Origin of the sequence: Streptomyces sp. NPDC045431 (genome assembly GCF_040646655.1) — a bacterium.
Taxonomy (GTDB): Bacteria; Actinomycetota; Actinomycetes; order Streptomycetales; family Streptomycetaceae; genus Streptomyces.
The window spans coordinates 1-16,667 of record NZ_JBEZAQ010000017.1 but is presented as its reverse complement, the minus strand read 5'-3'; the positions used below and the strand labels follow the sequence as shown (position 1 = coordinate 16,667).

17 protein-coding genes are annotated in these 16,667 nt (G+C 74.0%); 9 read left to right on the top strand and 8 right to left on the bottom strand.

Going from position 1 to position 16,667, the window contains the following annotated elements:
* Positions 1 to 133: 133 nt before the first annotated feature.
* Positions 134 to 520 (top strand): plasmid stabilization protein, encoded by a 387-nt coding sequence (locus tag AB0A69_RS27090; RefSeq protein WP_361427290.1) that lies wholly within the window; start codon positions 134 to 136, stop codon positions 518 to 520.
* A 34-nt stretch (positions 521 to 554) separates the two neighbouring features.
* Here the strand turns inward: AB0A69_RS27090 and AB0A69_RS27085 are convergent, their stop codons facing one another.
* Entirely contained in the window at positions 555 to 1,226 is a 672-nt protein-coding gene (locus tag AB0A69_RS27085) for an HAD family hydrolase (protein WP_361427287.1), read from the bottom strand.
* Positions 1,227 to 1,491: 265 nt separating this feature from the next.
* On the opposite strand from AB0A69_RS27085, the gene AB0A69_RS27080 reads away from it, so the two are divergent.
* Positions 1,492 to 2,040, top strand: coding sequence for a DUF6328 family protein (locus AB0A69_RS27080; protein ID WP_361427285.1), 549 nt, complete (start codon positions 1,492 to 1,494; stop codon positions 2,038 to 2,040).
* Here AB0A69_RS27080 and AB0A69_RS27075 read toward each other — a convergent pair.
* The 3 genes from AB0A69_RS27075 to AB0A69_RS27065 form a co-directional block, all read right to left on the bottom strand.
* On the bottom strand, positions 2,016 to 3,572 hold the full coding sequence (locus AB0A69_RS27075; protein WP_361427282.1) for an ATP-dependent DNA ligase: 1,557 nt from the start codon (positions 3,570 to 3,572) through the stop codon (positions 2,016 to 2,018). The two genes, AB0A69_RS27080 and AB0A69_RS27075, sit on opposite strands and share 25 nt — an antisense overlap.
* Positions 3,573 to 3,831: 259 nt before the next feature.
* Positions 3,832 to 4,860, bottom strand: a complete 1,029-nt coding sequence (locus tag AB0A69_RS27070) for a DUF6397 family protein (RefSeq protein WP_361427279.1) — start codon at positions 4,858 to 4,860, stop codon at positions 3,832 to 3,834.
* A 98-nt stretch (positions 4,861 to 4,958) separates the two neighbouring features.
* Positions 4,959 to 5,354 carry a roadblock/LC7 domain-containing protein gene (locus AB0A69_RS27065; RefSeq protein WP_361427276.1) on the bottom strand — a complete coding sequence of 132 codons (396 nt, stop codon included), beginning with the start codon at positions 5,352 to 5,354 and terminating at the stop codon, positions 4,959 to 4,961.
* A gap of 329 nt (positions 5,355 to 5,683) precedes the next feature.
* Here AB0A69_RS27065 and AB0A69_RS27060 point away from each other — a divergent pair, with 329 nt between their 5' ends.
* The 5 genes from AB0A69_RS27060 to AB0A69_RS27040 all read left to right on the top strand — a co-directional run bounded on the left by AB0A69_RS27060 (position 5,684) and on the right by AB0A69_RS27040 (position 9,537).
* Positions 5,684 to 7,111 carry a nucleotide sugar dehydrogenase gene (locus AB0A69_RS27060; RefSeq protein WP_361427273.1) on the top strand — a complete coding sequence of 476 codons (1,428 nt, stop codon included), beginning with the start codon at positions 5,684 to 5,686 and terminating at the stop codon, positions 7,109 to 7,111.
* Between the two features lie 102 nt (positions 7,112 to 7,213).
* The gene (locus AB0A69_RS27055) at positions 7,214 to 7,387 is read left to right on the top strand and encodes a hypothetical protein (RefSeq protein WP_361427270.1); all 174 of its coding nucleotides are present in this window, start codon (positions 7,214 to 7,216) and stop codon (positions 7,385 to 7,387) included.
* 101 nt (positions 7,388 to 7,488) lie between these two features.
* Complete coding sequence (locus AB0A69_RS27050; protein WP_361427267.1) at positions 7,489 to 8,097, top strand: methyltransferase domain-containing protein; 609 nt, start codon at positions 7,489 to 7,491, stop codon at positions 8,095 to 8,097.
* A 72-nt stretch (positions 8,098 to 8,169) separates the two neighbouring features.
* Positions 8,170 to 8,475, top strand: coding sequence for a hypothetical protein (locus tag AB0A69_RS27045; RefSeq protein ID WP_361427264.1), 306 nt, complete (start codon positions 8,170 to 8,172; stop codon positions 8,473 to 8,475).
* A gap of 204 nt (positions 8,476 to 8,679) precedes the next feature.
* Positions 8,680 to 9,537 carry a hypothetical protein gene (locus AB0A69_RS27040; RefSeq protein ID WP_361427592.1) on the top strand — a complete coding sequence of 286 codons (858 nt, stop codon included), beginning with the start codon at positions 8,680 to 8,682 and terminating at the stop codon, positions 9,535 to 9,537.
* A gap of 13 nt (positions 9,538 to 9,550) precedes the next feature.
* Here AB0A69_RS27040 and AB0A69_RS27035 read toward each other — a convergent pair whose 3' ends face one another.
* The 4 genes from AB0A69_RS27035 to AB0A69_RS27020 form a co-directional block, all read right to left on the bottom strand.
* Positions 9,551 to 9,796 (bottom strand): hypothetical protein, encoded by a 246-nt coding sequence (locus AB0A69_RS27035; protein ID WP_361427261.1) that lies wholly within the window; start codon positions 9,794 to 9,796, stop codon positions 9,551 to 9,553.
* A gap of 51 nt (positions 9,797 to 9,847) precedes the next feature.
* Positions 9,848 to 10,393, bottom strand: coding sequence for an MOSC domain-containing protein (locus AB0A69_RS27030; RefSeq protein WP_361427258.1), 546 nt, complete (start codon positions 10,391 to 10,393; stop codon positions 9,848 to 9,850).
* 310 nt (positions 10,394 to 10,703) lie between these two features.
* On the bottom strand, positions 10,704 to 10,886 hold the full coding sequence (locus tag AB0A69_RS27025; RefSeq protein ID WP_361427255.1) for a hypothetical protein: 183 nt from the start codon (positions 10,884 to 10,886) through the stop codon (positions 10,704 to 10,706).
* An 82-nt stretch (positions 10,887 to 10,968) separates the two neighbouring features.
* Positions 10,969 to 12,054 carry an acyl-CoA desaturase gene (locus AB0A69_RS27020; RefSeq protein WP_361427252.1) on the bottom strand — a complete coding sequence of 362 codons (1,086 nt, stop codon included), beginning with the start codon at positions 12,052 to 12,054 and terminating at the stop codon, positions 10,969 to 10,971.
* 253 nt (positions 12,055 to 12,307) lie between these two features.
* On the opposite strand from AB0A69_RS27020, the gene AB0A69_RS27015 reads away from it, so the two are divergent.
* Both AB0A69_RS27015 and AB0A69_RS27010 read left to right on the top strand, forming a co-directional pair.
* Positions 12,308 to 15,265 carry a DEAD/DEAH box helicase gene (locus AB0A69_RS27015; RefSeq protein WP_361427249.1) on the top strand — a complete coding sequence of 986 codons (2,958 nt, stop codon included), beginning with the start codon at positions 12,308 to 12,310 and terminating at the stop codon, positions 15,263 to 15,265.
* Complete coding sequence (locus AB0A69_RS27010) at positions 15,262 to 16,578, top strand: SWF or SNF family helicase (RefSeq protein WP_361427246.1); 1,317 nt, start codon at positions 15,262 to 15,264, stop codon at positions 16,576 to 16,578. Before AB0A69_RS27015 ends, AB0A69_RS27010 begins: the two co-directional genes overlap by 4 nt.
* The last annotated feature ends 89 nt before the right edge of the window (positions 16,579 to 16,667 follow it).

Genomic DNA, 16,667 nt, shown 5'->3' with positions numbered 1-16,667 from the left:
GTACCCGTTCAGCGTCGTACAGGCACGCATACCTCGCCTCCGGAGCTCCAATCTGGATCCGGGGCGCGCGTTTGCGGGGGTGGGCGCCTGGTACGAGGGTGAGCACAGGCAAGGGGGGCCGTAAGGAGGAACAATGCCCGCAGGATCCAGCCCCAAGCGGGAGCGGCAGTACGAGCACATCAAGGAGAGCTCGAAGAAGCGCGGCGCGAGCGAGGAGCGGTCCGAGGAGATCGCCGCCCGGACGGTGAACAAGCAGCGGGCGCAGAGCGGTGAGGCCAAGAGTTCGGGTGGTTCGAGCCGCTCCGGCAAGTCGAGCCAGTCGAACAAGTCCAGCCGGTCGAGCCAGTCGTCGAAGGACACGTCCTCGTCGTCCGGCGCCAAGCGGGGCGGTCGGCAGTCGGGCGGCGGCGGGTCGAAGGAGGCCACGTACGACCAGCTGTACGAGGAGGCCAAGCGCAAGGGCGTCCAGGGCCGGTCGTCCATGAACAAGGCCGAGCTCCAGCGCGAACTCGGCAAGTGACGGGTGCGCGCCGGGAGGCGGCGGGGCGGTCGGGTCAGGGGGTGGGGCGGCCGAACGGACCGTCCTCCAGGTGCGCGAGCAGGTCGGCGGGGTCGTCGTGGATCACGGCGGCCCCCGCCTCCGTCAGGTCGGCGCGCGGGATGCCGCCGCACAGCAGCCCCACACAGGTGACGCCGGCGCGGGTCCCCGCGCGCATGTCCCACACCGTGTCCCCCACGAAGACCGCGGTGTCGGCGGGTGCCCCGGCCAGCTCCAGCGCGTGCCGCACCGGCTCCGGTGCGGGTTTGCCCTCCTCCACGTCGTCGGCGCTCGCGGTGGCGGTGATGGCGTCGTCGGCGTCGATGGCACGGCGCAGGGCGGACAGCTCCGCACCCCCGGCGGAGGTGGCGAGGACGACCGTCCAGCCGTCCGACGCCAGCGTCCGCAGGAGCCGGCCCGCGTCCCGGAAGGCCGGCAGCCGGTCGAAGTAGGTGCCGTAGAGGGTCTTGTGGGCCGCGCTGAGCTCGTCGTCGCGGTCGCGGTCGCGGTCCTCGCCGAGGATGCGGGCGATCAGGTCGTGGGAGCCGAGGCCGATGGAGCGGTGGACGGCGTGCATGGGTACGTCGTGCCCGGCCTGCCGGAACGCCTCCCACCAGCTGACGACGTGCAGGTGATTGGTGTCGGCGAGGGTGCCGTCCACGTCGAAGACCGCCGCGCGGGTCGTCATGTCGTCTCTCTTCCTCCGTCGCTTCCGCTTCCGGATCCCGGCGCCGGATTCCACTGCCGCATTCCGGTGCCGGTTTCCGGTGCCGGTTTCCCTGCTGTTCCCGTTTCCGTTTCCGTTTTTCGTACGAGCATGGGTGCGAGGGAGCCGTCGGCCCTTACCGGGCGGCGCGACACCCGCGGAGTTCCGTCGGGTGCCGTACCACCCTGGTTGAGCGGGTTCCGCCGGGATACAAGGGAAGTGCTCAAGCCGACCGCGGGAGGCAGACATGGCGGACCAGGACGAGAGAGGCGCTTCGGGGCGTGCCGCCGGACGCGGCGCCAAGAGCGCCTCGGGGCTGGCACGGGGGCGGAACGAGACGGAGGAGGAGCGCGCGGACCGGCGCTGGGGTGAGCTGATCCAGGAGATCCGGGTGGCCCAGACGGGCGTGCAGATCCTCTTCGGTTTCCTGCTCACGGTGGTGTTCACCCCGCGGTACCAGGAGCTGGCCTCCACCGACAAGGGCATCTACATCGCAACGGTCGCGCTCGGCGCCTCGGCTACCGGGGCGCTGATAGGCCCGGTGTCGTTCCACCGGATCGTGGCCGGGCGGCGGATCAAACCGCAGACCGTGCAGTGGGCGTCCCGGCTGACCTTCATCGGGCTTCTGCTGCTGCTGGCGACACTCGTGTCGGCGCTGTTCCTGGTGTTGCGCGTCGCCACCAGCGACCACTTCGTGCCGTGGCTGGTCGCGGGCGTGGTGGGCTGGTACCTGGTGTGCTGGTACGTCCTGCCGCTGTGGGTCCGGCACCGCTACACGATGCGGGACGCCCCCTGAGGTCCGCTCGCGAGCACCTGGTCGACGGTGTCCGCCTCCTCGGCCCGCTTGTCGGGACGGTGGCGTACGACGCGGGCAAAGCGCAGGGTGACCCCGGCGGGATAGCGGGGCGAACGCTGGAGGCCGTCGTAGGCGATCTCCACGACGAGCTCCGGGCGGACACGGACGGTGAAACCGTCGTCCTCGACGGCCAGTTCACGCAGCCGTTCCGTCTGCCAGTGGAGCATGGCGTCGGTCAGGCCCTTGAACGTCTTGCCCAGCATGACGAACGAGCCGTCGGCGGCGCGCGCCCCCAGGTGCAGATTGGAGAGCAGGCCGGTGCGGCGGCCGTGGCCCCACTCGGCGGCGAGCACGACCAGGTCGAGGGTGTGCACCGGTTTCACCTTCAGCCAGGAGCGGCCCCGCCGGCCCGCGCTGTACGGCGCGTCGAGTGCCTTGACCAGCACGCCTTCGTGGCCGCGGCGCAGGGTGTCGGCGAAGAAGGCCTCCGCCGCCTCGGTGCCGGCCGGGTCGGAGGGGTCCTGGACGACGGTACGGCGTACCCGCATCGGTTCGGGGACCAGGCGGGCGAGCTCGGTGTGCCGCTCGTGGCCGGGCAGGTCCAGCAGGACATGGCCGTCCGCTGCGAGGACGTCGAAGAAGACCGGGGACACGGGCAGCGCGGCCGCCGCGGTCGTCACGTCGAGGCGCGAGCCGACGCGGGAGGCGATGTCCTGGAAGGGAACCGGGCGGCCGGCCGCGTCGAGGGCGATCACCTCGCCGTCCAGGACGAACTCGTCGCCCGCCAGACCGAGGGCGGTCGTGGTGATCTCGGGGAGGCGGTCGGTGATGTCGTCGAGTGAGCGGGTGTAGACGCGGACGTCGTCGCCGGAGCGGTGGACCTGGACGCGGATGCCGTCGAGCTTCTCCTCCACGACGCACGGGCCGAGCGCGGCGATCGCCTCGGTGACGCTCTTGGCCGTGTGCGCCAGCATGGGCTGCACCGGGCTGCCGACCCGCAGCCGGAACCGCTCCAGGGCCGCCGGACCCTCGGCGAGCAGCGCCTGGGCGACCCGTGGCAGCGACCCGTCGAGCATCACAGCGCGCCGTACGTCCGCGGCGGGCGCCGCGGCCGCCAGGGCGACCCCTTCGAGGGCGACGGCGTCCAGCGCGCCCTGACGGACCTCTCCGGTGAGCAGCCGCAGCAGGAACTCCTGCTCGGGCGCGGTGGCGGCGCCCATCAGCTCCCGCACGAGACGCTGCCGCTCGGCCTGCGCGCCGGGCCCGGCGACCCGGGCGAGGGCCGTGAACGCGGCATCGGTGTCGGCGACGGTCAGCGTGGCCTCGGCGGCCGGCGGGACGGGGTCCTTGAGCGTGCTCCAGCCGACGCCGATCCGCCCCTGCGGGAGGCGTCCCGCGAGGTAGGCGATGACCAGCGGCGCCTCCTCGGGCGGGGTCGCCGCGAAGAGGTCGGCCAGGGCGGCGGTCTTGCGCGAGCGCGCGGAGGTGGCGGCGACCTGGCGGGAGACCTCCGCGAGACGGGCCAGCAGCATGCGGCCATGGTGCACGCCCGGCGCGCCGCACGCACGCGGACCGCCGCTTCGGGCCGTGCCCGCACCCGCACACGCACTCGCACCCGCCGGCCGCGCCCTTCCGCGCCGTGCGGGCCGCGGGTTCCCTGCGCCGCCCGCGGCGCCTGCGCCCGTCCGCCCCCGCCGCTTGTCGCCCGTCGGCCGTCGCCCGTCTCTCGCCGGACGGCCTCGTGGGCGCTGCCGATCCGCGCCCGCCTCCGGCGCCGGCACGCGGACGCCGTCACTCACCCCCGAACGCAGGGGCCTCGGCCCCTGTCGCCGCTCGCCGCCCGCTGGACCGGCCGGGGCCGGTGGGCCCCCCGTGGACCTCGGGCACCGCCTTGCGGCGCCGCAGCCTGAGGCGGGCGAGCAGGCCGCTGCGCCCGGACGCGGATCGCGCGGGTGGAAACGCGGAGGCCGCCCCGGTGACCGGTGTGGTGGAGGTCCGTACAGGGTCGGGTGCCGGGGTGACGCCGCCGTCGGGGCGTGGGGCCTGCCGTACCGCGCGGGCCTCGTCGAGGGTGAGCGCGAGGTTGAGGCGGTGCCACAGGATCTCGTCCGGCTCGTCCGCCAGCAGCAGCCGGTCGCCGATCTCGCGGGCGGAGACGGACTCGGGGCGGCCGTAGGGAGGCGCCGGCCTCAGGCGGTCGAGGTAGGCGCGCTCGTACGGATCGTCGACCACCTCGGCGAGCTGGACGGGGTCGAGCAGCGTGGCGATGGCCGCCGCGGCAGCCCAGGGGTCCTCCGCCCTGCGCAACAGCAGGCCGAGGCGGCGGGCGCGCCAGTTGCGCGGACGGGCGTCGTCCCCGGCGTCGAGCTTGGTGCGCAGGGCGTGGGGCAGCCTGCCGGTGAGGAGCTCCGGGTGGTGCGCGGCGAACTCCCGTACCTCACCGGCGAGATAGAGCCAGACGATGGCGCGGTAGCGGTTGAGGTAGAACCTCACCGGCGTGAAGTGCCCGGTCCTGGCGAGCTTGGTGAAACGGTCGGCGGTGATCGAGGCGAGCTCGGCCGCCTCGGCCGTGCCGACGGTGCGGACGCGCTCGCGCAGGCCGTCCGGGAAGTCGGGCGCGCCGCGCAGCCGGTCGATCTCGGTCTGGGCGACGCGCCGCCGCCCACCCCCCGTGCCGGTACTGGTGCCGGTGCCGATGCCGGGCACGGTGCGCACGAGTCCGAGTTGGACCGCGAGGTCGAACTCGCTGGGCTTCAGCGAGAGTTCCTGCGCGGCGCGCCCGAGGGCGACGGTGCGTGCGGTGGTCTCGGTGGCCGTCATGACGGTCCTCCCCCGTGAAAGGCGACACCCTGCGTGTCATCACTCTGTGTCACGAAGGTAACGCGGAGGAGGCCGGTCGCGTCAGGCCTGTGGATAACTCAGGCGCCGGGCCGCCGCGCGGCGACCGCGAGGTGCTCGCCGACCCGGTTGACGAGCAGCGTCATCTCGTAGGCGACCTGGCCGACGTCGGCCTCGGCGGCGCTCAGCACGCACAGGCAGCTGCCTTCGCCGGCGGCGGTGACGAACAGCATCGCGTCGTCGAACTCGACCATCGTCTGCCGCGCGTTGCCGGCCCCGAAGTGGCGCCCGGACCCGCGGGCCAGGCTGTGCAGCCCCGAGGAGACCGCGGCGAGGTGCTCCGCGTCCTCGCGGGCGAGACCGCTGCTCGCCCCGGTCACCAAGCCGTCGTTGGACAGCACCAGGGCGTGCCGTATGTACGCGACCCGCTGCGTCAGGTCGTCCAGCAGCCAGTCGAGTCCCTTGTCCGGAGCCATGTGCGTATCTCCCCCTCGTCCGCGTTCGGTCCCGCGTGCGGTCACGCGCCCGTTCTTACGAGCGTTGTTGCGACCGTTGTTGCGGCCGTTCTTGCGACTGTTGTTGCGTTCCCCGTCGGCGTCTTGCCCGTCGGCCCGCGCCCTTTGGTCGTCCTGCGTCCGTAAGCCTTCCGCAATGACGTGAGCAGGGCAAGAGTGCTCCGTCACCGCGACGGGACGGCCGCGCCGTCCGGGCCGGTCACCCTTCCGCCCGTGGCGGGTGGCCGGGCGGTGAGGGCGCGGTGAAGCTGGGCATGGCCGCCACACCGGACCAGCGTCAGGAGCCTCCTATGCGTGTCGCCGTCGTCGGGCAGGGCTACGTGGGAGTGGCCGGAGCGGTCGCCCTCGCACGGCAGGGCCACCACGTGACCGGCATCGAACGGGACGCGACGCGGCTGGAGTCGTTGACGGCCGGCCGGACGCCCGTGTCGGAGCCCGGTCTCCAGGAGGAGTTGTCCCTCGCCCTGGGAACCGGGCGGCTGCGGTTCGCCCCCGATCTCGCGCACACGCACCTCCGCGAGCCCTTCGACGTCGTGCTGATCACGGTGGGCTCCCCGCCCACCGAGGACGGCTCGGCGGACCTCTCCCAGGTCGGTGTCGCGCTCGCGGAGGCGGCCGCCCTGCTCCCGGCGCCGTACGTAGTGCTCAAGTCCACGGTGCCGCCGGGCACGAGCGACGGCTTCCTCGTGGCGTATCCGCAGCTGCGGGACCGGTACGCCTACACTCCCGAGTTCCTCAACCAGGGCAGCGCCCTGGACGACTGGTCGACACCGTCGCGGGTGGTGGTGGGCCTGTGGTCACAGGCTCTCGTCCTGCCGGCGCTGCGGGAGTTGTACGGGCCGCTGGCCTGCCCCTGGGTGGTGACGACACCGGCGTCGGCGGAGATGGTCAAGTACGCCAGCAACACCTTCCTCGCCATGAAGATCAGCTTCGCCAACGAGTTCGCCCGGCTGTGCACGGCTCCCGAGCTGAACATCGACCACGTGATGCAGGGCGTGGGCCTCGACCCGCGCATCGGGCACGCCTTCCTCCAGCCCGGGCTCGGTTTCGGTGACTCGTGCCTGCCCAAGGACACCGCCGCGTTGACGCACTGGGCGGTGGCCCGCGGCCTGCCCACCCCGCTGCTGGACGCGGCGGTCGCGGTCAACCGCGCGCAGCCCGGGCTGGTCCGCGACACGCTGCGCGCGGAGCTCGGTGACGACCTGGCGCGCTGTGAGGTCGCGGTGCTGGGGGCGCGCTACGAGCCGTGGAGCGACGACATGCGGGCGGCTCCCAGCCGCGTCGTCGTGCCGCAGCTGCTCGAGGACGTGGCAGGGGTACGGGTCTGGGACCCCGCCATGGACGCCGAGCACCTCGGCCGCCTCTTTCCCGGCGCCCGGCCGTGCCCTGACCTCCGTAGGGCCGTCGAGGGCGCCCGTGCGGCGGTGATCCTCACCGAGTGGCCCGAGACGATCGAGGCCGACTGGTCGGCGCTCGGTGCCCGGATGGCGTCACCCGCCGTGGTGGTGGACGGCAAGAACTGCCTGCTCCCCGAGCGGCTGGCCGGCCTGCCGTTCACGTACCGGAGCGTCGGCAACCGGATGCACCCACGCGGCGGGGCAACCAGGGCCGCCGGGGGGCTCCCCACGGCCGCGGCCGGCCGGGACGTGCTGTTCGGCGAGCCGGACGATCCGCCCCGGGACGACCACGCCCGGCCGGCCGGCGACCCGACCGGGTGAGCCGGTGAGCCGGGTGACCGTTCCGGTGCCGGGGCCTGGGTACCCGGTCGCGGGCGGCAGCGGCCGCCCGCACCTCCGACCACGACACAGAAGGGTTCCGCGATGACCGTTCCCGAGGAGAACCGCCCCAAGACGAGGACGACCGACGACACCTCGGCCGCCCGTCCGGACAAGGAGACCCGGGACCGTGACCGGGAACGGCAGGAGGGCGGCCGCTCCATGCGCGAGGCGCTGGAAGAGGCCGGTGTCGACCGGGACGACTACGAGGAGAGGTAGCCCGCGTAGCCCGTGGCCCGTGGCCCGTAGCCGGTAGTCCGCGACCGCCTGGTCGCGGACGGGGCCGCCCGGGCGGCCGCGGCGTGAGGGATCATGTCCGTATGGCCGATGACCACACGGATGTGCAGCAGTTCTTCACCGCCCGGGCGGCGGACTGGGACACCCGGTTTTCCGACGACGGCCCCGCTTTCGCGGCGGCCGTCCACGAGCTCGGGCTGCGCCCCGGTGACGCGGTCCTCGACGCGGGCTGCGGCACCGGACGCGCCCTGCCGCCCCTGCGGGACGCCGTGGGCCCGACGGGCACGGTCATCGGGGTGGACGTGACCCCCGCGATGCTGGCGGCGGCGGTACGGGCCCGGCGCGACGGCAGCGGGACGCTGCTGCTCGCCGATGTGGCCCGGCTGCCGCTGCGCGACGGCGTACTGGACGCCGTCTTCGGCGCCGGCCTCGTCTCGCACCTGCCCCGGCCGGCGGACGATCTGCGGGAGCTGGCCCGGGTCGTCCGGCCCGGCGGGCGGCTGGCGCTGTTCCACGCGGTCGGCCGCGCCGCCCTGGCCGCGCGTCATGGACGGCCGCTCTCCGCCGACGATCTGCGCGCCGAGCCCAACCTGCGCCCGCTGCTGGCGGGTTCGGGGTGGCGGATGGTGTCGTACGCGGACGAGGACGACCGCTTCCTGGCCCTCGCCGTACGGGACGAACATCAGTACTGACGTCCTCTTCTGCAGCCGGGGAGCGGGCCCTACGTTGGAGGGGCAGTCCAGGTCGAGGGGAAGGTGGGCCCGGTGTTCAGCAGACTCCGCACATTCTTCAGGTACCCCAGGTTCCCCAAGCCCCCGGCGCCGGAGGGCGGGTACGGCTCCCCCCGCTCCCGGCAGCACAACCTCTTCGAGGCGGCGGCGGTGTACGTGTCCGCGTGCGCGGACGACGACCAGGAAAGGGCCGACGAGGCGACGGGCTGGGTCTCGCCGGAGGCGCTGTCGTTCGGGGTCAGCGAGCTGGCCTGCCGCGCGGTCATCGCCCTCGCGCGGGAGCGGAACGAGTCGCCCCAGAGCGTGGCTCGGAGCCTCCTGGGACTGCCCGCCGCCTGACGTCGTCGGCCTACCGGCCCGTTCTCCGGGCGGCCGGCTCTCGACGCGGGGGTTACTCGCTGGTTAAGGTGCGCCGGCAAGCGGCCGGAACACCGGTCGGAGGAACCGGAGGGCCGGGGACACCGGAGGACCGGGCACCGGGGAACCGGAGGGGAGGGTGTCGTGGCCGGTACGCGGGATCTCGGGGACGCCGAGGGCGGGACGGTGGGAGAGGCGCCAGGCCGGACGACGGGCGGGGCGGCGGAGGACGACGCGCTGTACGTGCTGACGGCCGCACTGCTGACGCCCGCGCAGTTCCCGAGTGTGCTCGGGGACGACTATCCCGAGGCGTGCGCCGCGCTGGGCCTGGAGCCGTACGCCGACGGGTACGGGCTGGTGCTCGGGCAGGACGGCGACGGCGCACGGTGGACGGTGGCCGTCGACGACGTGTCGTTGGTCGCCGTCGCGATCGCGTCGTGGGACTGCGGGATGGAGTACGACCTCTCCCCCGACGAGCGCAGCGTGGTCATGGCCCTGCCGGGCTGGCCGCTGGAGCTCGCGGTCGCCGCGCCGGGGCTGCCCGCGCCGCACGACCCGGTGACGGGCCCCGACGAGCCGGCCCCGCTGCGCCCTCCGAACGCCGGCACCTGGGGCCCGGCGCTGCGGCGGCTGGGTGCGGACGAGGTGGCGCTGCACTGGGCGTCCTGGCGGAGCCGGCTCGGCGACGGCGACTTCGCGCCGCCATCGGAGACTCCCGCGGGCGCCGGGACACCTATCGGTGCCTTCGGCGGCGGCGAGGGCACCGGGGACCGGAGCAGGGCCGCCTTGCGGCGCGTGCTGGACGAGCTGGGCGGCTATCTGGAGGACCCGCCGCCGCTGGGGCGGGTGCGCTCCGGTTTCGCACCCGACGGGGCGCGGTTGCTGCGGGCGGACGGGCCGGGCTGGTCGCTGGTGGCGCGGACGGACGACATCGCCTTCGTCCTCCTCGACGACCTGCCGCGCGAGGTGCTCCCCGTGGGGCGTGGGCCGCGGCTGCCCGGTCTGCTGGCGGCCCTCGACGCGATGGCGGTACGTCCGGCCTGACGGGCGGGGGACCCTAGCCGGTGGGTTCGTCGGGGGCGGGCTCCTCGGCGGGCTGACCGCCCTCCGGGTCGTCGACGGGGGCGGGTTCTCCGGCGGGGGTGCCGCCGCGGGTGTCGTCCGCCGCTCGTGAGAGGTCGGCGTCCCAGTGGTCGGAGCCGTTCCCCGCCTGTTCGTCGGGAAGATCCCTCGGGATGCCGGCCTGGCTCTCCTTGGACCCGTCCGCACCGGGCCCCTGACGCCGCTCGTCGTCCTCTTCCATGGTGTCTCCCTCCGACCGTGTGTCACGGTCGGGTACCCACGTGTGCGCGGCTCAGACCCGTTCCAGCGGGCGGTGCGGTCCGTCCGGGAGCTCGGCCTTGATGGGATCGCCGGGGCGGACCACTCCGCCGGTCCTGACGATGCCCATGATCCCGGCCTTGCGGACGATCTCGCCCGTCTCCTCGTCGCGGCCGACGACCTGCTTCAGCAGTCCGTGCTGGAAGCCGTCGATCTGCCCGCAGGGGTTGCGCAGGCCGGTGATCTCGACGACGGCCTCCCGGCCTATGCGCAGCAGGGTGCCGGTCGGCAGGCCGAGCAGGTCGATGCCGCGGGTGGTGATGTTCTCCCCGAGGTCGCCGGGGGCGACGGTGAAGCCCGCCGCGGCGACCTCGTCGAAGAGCTCCTGGTGGATCAGGTGCACTTGGCGGAGGTTGGGCTGGGTGGGGTCCTGAGCGACACGGGAGCGGTGTTTGACCGTGACGCCCGCGTGGGCGTCCCCCTCCACTCCGAGCCCGGCCAGCAGGGTGATCGCCGGCCGGTTCGCCTTGCTGAACCCGTGCTCCCCATGGCTGCTGACCGTCGTGACCGTCCCGCCCATCGCGTGGAGCTCCCCTCTCCCATACGGATGATCATTGAACGACCAATGATCATGAACAAGCTAGCCGCCTACTGGACGGCCGCCGGTTAGGGGGTGTCTTGTCGATCAGGCCGGATCAGGGAGCGGCGTCTGGTGCCGTGCATCGCAAGGCGGAGGAGGCAGCCACTGCGGTGGGGGCACCCCCGTGCCCGAAGGGCTACGGGGGCCATTGGCGACCGACGACAACGCGGCTGGGGGCACCCCCCAGGCGAAGCTCTGGGGGAGCGGTGCCAGGCGTCGCGAGCCCGGCAAGATCCGGAAGACAGGCCCTTTAGCGCCCCAGCTCCTTGCGGGCGACGCGGCGGAGCCTGCGTCGCTGGCCGGGGTCCAGGGCCAGGTAGGCCACGGCGGGCACGCCGAGCAGTACCAGCAGGGACAGCCAGAATCCGATCAGCGGCATCAGGAGGAGGCCGACGGCCACTCCCCCGATGATGATTTTGGTCCTTGTCGACATGTTCGACGCCTCCTCGACGGCCGGGGCCGCTCTCTGCCCTGGAGAACGCCGGATCGGGCGTCCGGGTTCCCCGGCCCCGCGCCTACGAGGCGCGGAGCGGCTCGCCGACCTGGTGCAGATGCCCCAGGGCCTGGCGGTACGAGTCGACGAAGCCGGTTTCGGTGTACCGGACGCCGAGCGCGCGGCAGTGGGCGCGGACCAGGGGCTGGGCGAGCCGCAGGTGGGGGCGGGGCATGTTCGGGAAGAGGTGGTGTTCGACCTGGTAGTTCAGGCCGCCGAGGAACCAGTCGGTGAGGGCTCCGCCGCGGATGTTGCGGGAGGTGAGCACCTGGCGGCGCAGATGGCCCCACGGCTCGCCGTCCGGGTCGGGGACTTCCATGCCCTTGTGGTTGGGCGCGAAGGCCATCCCCAGGTGGACACCGAGCAGCATCTGGTGGATCAGGGCGAAGACCACGGCCTGTCCGACGGACATGGTGGTCAGCAGCAGCGTGGCGTACCCGGCGACGTGGGCGAACAGCAGGCCGCCTTCGACGAGGCGCTCGCGCGGGGTCAGGCGCGGTCCGTCCTTGGAGAACAGCGCCTGGAAGCCGTACACCTTCAGGGCGAGCCCTTCGAGCGTGGTCAGCGGGAAGAACAGCCATGCCTGGTGGCGGGTGAGCCAGCCGCGCAGTCCGGAGCGGCCCTCGGCCTGGTGCGGGGAGAAGACGAGGACGTCCGGGGCCACGTCCGGGTCCTTGTCCTCGTGGTTGGGGTTGGCGTGGTGGCGGTTGTGCTTGTCGTTCCACCACTCCTGGCTCATGCCGAGCAGCAGGTTGGCGTGGAGGAGCTGGATCAGGCGGTCCGTGCGCTTGTCCGCGCTGATCTGGGCGTGGCCCGCGTCGTGGCCGTAGAAGGCGGCGCGGGCGGACAGCAGGGCGAGCGGGACGGCGAGTAGCAGGGACCACCAGGAGTGCCCGAAGAGCACCAGCCCGACAGCGACGGCCGTCAGCGCGAGCAGGTTGGCGGTGATGCCGAGCGCGTACCAGCCGGTGCGGCGCTCCAGCAGCCCTTGCTCCTTGACGGTGCGCAGCAGGGGCGTGAACTCGCTGGCGGGGCGCTGGGCGCCCCGGGCGGCGGTGGCGGGCGGTGAGGGCGGCGGGGCGGCGAGGGCGGCAAAGGCCTGGGGCATGGGTTCTCCGGAGGTTGGTCCGTGCGCTGACATGCGCCGACCTGATGAACGTACGGATGAGCGAGCGCCCAGAGCCATGGCACCAGCACCCGGAAGCGGGCGGGGGCTTTCCAGCGTACTGGGGTGGTGCTAACTGCACCCTGGGCGCGAAGTGGGCTATGTCACGACGTTCTTGGGCGCGTGGCGAGACGCCGTCCGGTACCCTCGGCGGCTCCGGCTCGCACTAGTCAAATTTGAGGAATGCGTCAGCGCTGTGCAGAGACTCACCGAAGCAACGCCCTCCCCTCGCCCCGACGTCGCCCGACCCGCTCAACTGCCCCTGCTGCTCCGCTGTTCCACGGTCTTCCTGGCCGCCGACCCCGCCCGTGCGGGGCGTTTCGGGTTCCTTCTCCCTGACGGCGCCGAGCCCTCGGTGACGGGCGCCACCGCGGTCGAGGACCTGACCGTCGTCACAGACGACGGGAACGGAGAGGACGACGGGAACGGCGAGGCCGGTGACGGCGGTGGGCCGGCCGCCCGGACCGTACGGGCACTGACGGTCCCCGTGTCCGACGCTCTGCCCCTCCTCACCCGGGCCCGCCTCTCCCCCCACGCCTCCCCCTCCGTGGCGTTCTGGGGCGCGGCCGCCCTGATGGCCCTGCAGCTGGTGGCACGCGGGCGCCTGCTGCCCGGCCTGAGCGCGACGGACCACGACGCCTGGCGGGTGGGACCGCTCGCCGCCGAGGACCTGGAGCGGCTCCGTACGCTGGCCGCTTCGATGCCGCCGGACGCCCACGCGGTGCCCGTCGGCACGGCGGACGACGGCATGGTGCTGCTGTCCCAACCGGAGCGGCTGCTGCGGGCGTTCCTGGACGCGGTCGCCGACGCACTGCCGCGTACACCCGCGGCGCCCCTCCTCGCGGGCGGCGGCGCGTACGCGGAGCGGGCCCCCCAGCATGTGCCGGAGCAGCGCGCGTGGGCGGCGGACGTCGCGGCCGGCCACGACGCGGGCGTACGGGTGTCGCTGCGCGTCGAGGCGACGGGACTGGACACGGCCGAAGGGCTGGACACCGCCGAAGGTCCCGCCTTCCGTGCCGTGGTGCAGATGCACAGCGTCAACGATCCGGCGCTGGTCGCCGACGCCGCCGACGTGTGGTCGGGTGCGGCCCCCGAGATCGGCGACGCGGGCGCCCGGATGGACGCGCTGGTCGCGCTGCGCCGCGCCGCGCGTGCCTGGCCGCCGCTGGCACCGCTGCTCTCGGCCGCCGTGCCCGACGCGGTCGACCTGGCCGACGACGAGGTCGCCGAGCTGCTGGGCGAGGCGGCACGGGCGTTGGCGGCGACCGGCGTACAGGTGCACTGGCCCAAACAGCTGGCGCGTTCGCTGACCGCCCACGTGGTAATCGGCCCGCCGGAGGACGACGCGGGGAACGCGGCGGGCGGCGGGGCGTACGGAGACGCCTCGGCGCTGCCGGCGTTCCTCTCCGCCGACGCGCTGCTCGCCTTCAACTGGCGGTTCGCGCTGGGCGACCAGCCCCTCACGCGGGCCGAGCTGGACCGGCTGGCCGAGGCCGCCCGTCCCGTCGTGCGGCTGCGCGACCAGTGGGTCCTCATCGACCCGGAGGAGGTACGGCGGGCCCGTGACACGCGGGACCGGGCCCTCACCCCGGTCGACGCGCTCGGCGCCGTACTGACCGGCAGCACGGAGGTGGACGGCCGCCGGGTCGACGTACAGGCGACGGGATGGCTGCGGGCGCTGCGGGACCGGCTCGCGGACCCAGAGGGCGGGACGCCGGAGGTCGGTCAGCCCACGGCGCTCGCCGCGACCCTGCGCGACTACCAGCTGCGCGGCCTGAACTGGCTGCACCGCATGACCTCTCTCGGCCTCGGCGCCTGCCTCGCCGACGACATGGGCCTGGGCAAGACGATCACCTTGATCGCGCTGCATCTGCACCGGCGGACCGATCCATCCGCAGCCGGCCCCACGCTCGTCGTCTGCCCCACGTCCCTGATGGGCAACTGGCAGCGCGAGGTGGAGAAGTTCGCGCCGGGCACCCCGGTGCGCCGCTTCCACGGGCCCACGCGTGTCCTGGGCGGCCTGGCCGACGGCGAGTTCGTCCTGACCACCTACGGCACCATGCGGCTCGACGCGGAGCGGCTCGCGGGGGTGGACTGGGGCATGGTCGTCATCGACGAGGCGCAGCACGTGAAGAACCCCTACTCGGCGACCGCCCGGCAGCTGCGCACCATCGGCGCACGCGCGCGTGTGGCGCTGACCGGCACACCGGTGGAGAACAACCTCTCCGAACTGTGGGCCATCCTCGACTGGACCACGCCCGGACTCCTGGGCCGCCTCGGGACGTTCCGCAGCCGCTACGCCGACGCCGTGGAGGGCGGCACCGACCCGGCCGCCGCCGAGCGGCTCGCGGCGCTGGTCCGGCCGTTCCTGCTGCGACGCCGCAAGTCCGACCCCGGGATCGCGCCGGAGCTGCCGCCGAAGACGGAGACCGACCGCGCCGTGTCGCTGACGGCGGAACAGACCGGGCTGTACGAGGCGGTGGTGCGCGAGACGCTGGCGGCCGTCGCCGAGGCGGACGGGATGGAGCGGCGGGGCCTGGTGGTCAAGCTGCTCACCGCGCTCAAACAGATCTGCAACCACCCCGCCCAGTACCTGAAGGAGGACGACCCCCGGATCGCCGGCCGGTCCGGGAAGCTGGAACTGCTGGACGAACTGCTGGACACCCTCCTCGCGGAGGGGGCGAGCGTGCTGGTGTTCACGCAGTACGTGGCGATGGCGCGGCTGCTGGAGCGGCACCTGGCGGCGCGGGGCGTACGCACCCAGTTCCTGCACGGCGGCACGCCGGTGGCCGCGCGGGAGGCGATGGTGGCCCGGTTCCAGGAGGGTGAGGTGCCGGTCTTCCTGCTGTCGCTGAAGGCGGCCGGCACCGGGCTCAACCTCACGCGTGCCGGGCACGTCGTGCACTACGACCGCTGGTGGAACCCCGCCGTCGAGGCGCAGGCCACGGACCGGGCGTACCGGATCGGACAGACCCAGCCCGTGCAGGTGCACCGGCTCGTCGCCGAGGGCACCGTCGAGGACCGGATCGCCGCCATGCTGGCGCGCAAGAAGGAGCTGGCCGACGCCGTCCTCGGCGCCGGCGAGGCCGCGCTGACCGAACTGACCGACGCCGAACTGGCGGAGCTGGTGGAGCTGCGAGGGAGCGGACGATGAGCCATCGGGACGACACGACGCGTACGGACGCGGAGCTTACGTTCGCGGCGCTCCCTCCCGCGAGGGGTCGGGGTTTCGCCGAGACCTGGTGGGGCCGGGCGTGGCTGAAGGCCCTGGAGGACACGGCTCTCGACGGCCTGCAGCTGAAGAAGGGCCGCAAGCACGCGCGTGACGGCGCCGTGGGGGCGGTGTCGGTACGGCCCGGGCGGATCACCGCGGTCGTGACGGACCGGGACGGCACGGCGCAGCGGAGCGATGTCCTGCTGCAGGAGCTGACGGACGAGGAGTGGGACCGGTTCCTCGACATGGCGGTGGACCGGGCGGGCCACATCGCGGCGCTGCTGGACCGGGACATGCCGCCGCACCTCGTGGAGGACGCGGCGGCGGCCGGCATCGAACTGCTGCCGGGCATCGGCGACCTGGAGCCGGAGTGCGCGTGTGAGGCCTGGGACCACTGTCCGCACACGGCGGCCCTCTGCTACCAGGTGGCGCGGCTGCTCGACCGGGATCCTTTCGTGCTGCTGCTCGTACGGGGGCGCGGGGAGCGGCGGCTGCTGGACGAGTTGCAGGTACGGAGCGCGGCGCGCGCCGCACGGGAGGAGTGGGCGGAAGGGGAAGGCGACGGCGACCGCGCAGGGGCTGCCGTGTCCGCGGGCGTACGGGCCGACGAGGCCTTCGCCGCGCGGGACATCCTGCCGCCCCTGCCCGCCCCTCCCCCGCTGCCCGGACAGCCGGGCGAGCCGCCCTCGCTCGACACGGAGGCGAAGCCGGCGCCGGGCGTCGACACGGCCGCCCTGGAGCTCCTCGCGGCGGACGCGGCGGCGCGGGCGCACCGGATGCTGGCGGACGCGCTGGGCCCCGGCCATGAGGACCAGCCCTGGGAACCGGAGTTGACGCCCGCTCAGGACGCGGTGCGGCTGGCGGCGGCGCTGGAGCCGGACGGTGCATCTTCCTGGGCCGCCGTACGGCTGGCCGCCGCCACCGGCCGGCGCCAGGCGGACCTGGCCCTGGCCACGCGCGCGTGGCGCCTCGGCGGGGCCCCCGCTCTCGCCGTACTGGAGGAGGACGCGGCGCCCGCCCCGGAGCTCCTCGCGCGAGCGGAGGCGCTGCTGGCGGAGGCGTGGGAGGACGGCGAGCGTCCCGCGCTGCGGGCGTCCGCCCCCGGCCACTGGACGGTGCCGGGCGCGGACGTCCAGCTCCGTCTGGGCGGGGACGGCCGATGGTGGCCGTACCGCAAGAAGGGCGCCCGCTGGGCGCCGGCGGGCCCGGCGGCACCGGACCCGGCGTCGGCCCTGGCGGGAGCCGGCGGCTGATGAGCGCTCGTCCTGGGGCCGCTGTTCTTCCCCACCTTCTCGCCGGTGGCCGGGACGCTGGCGGCGTTCGGCACGTTCGCGATCGGTTT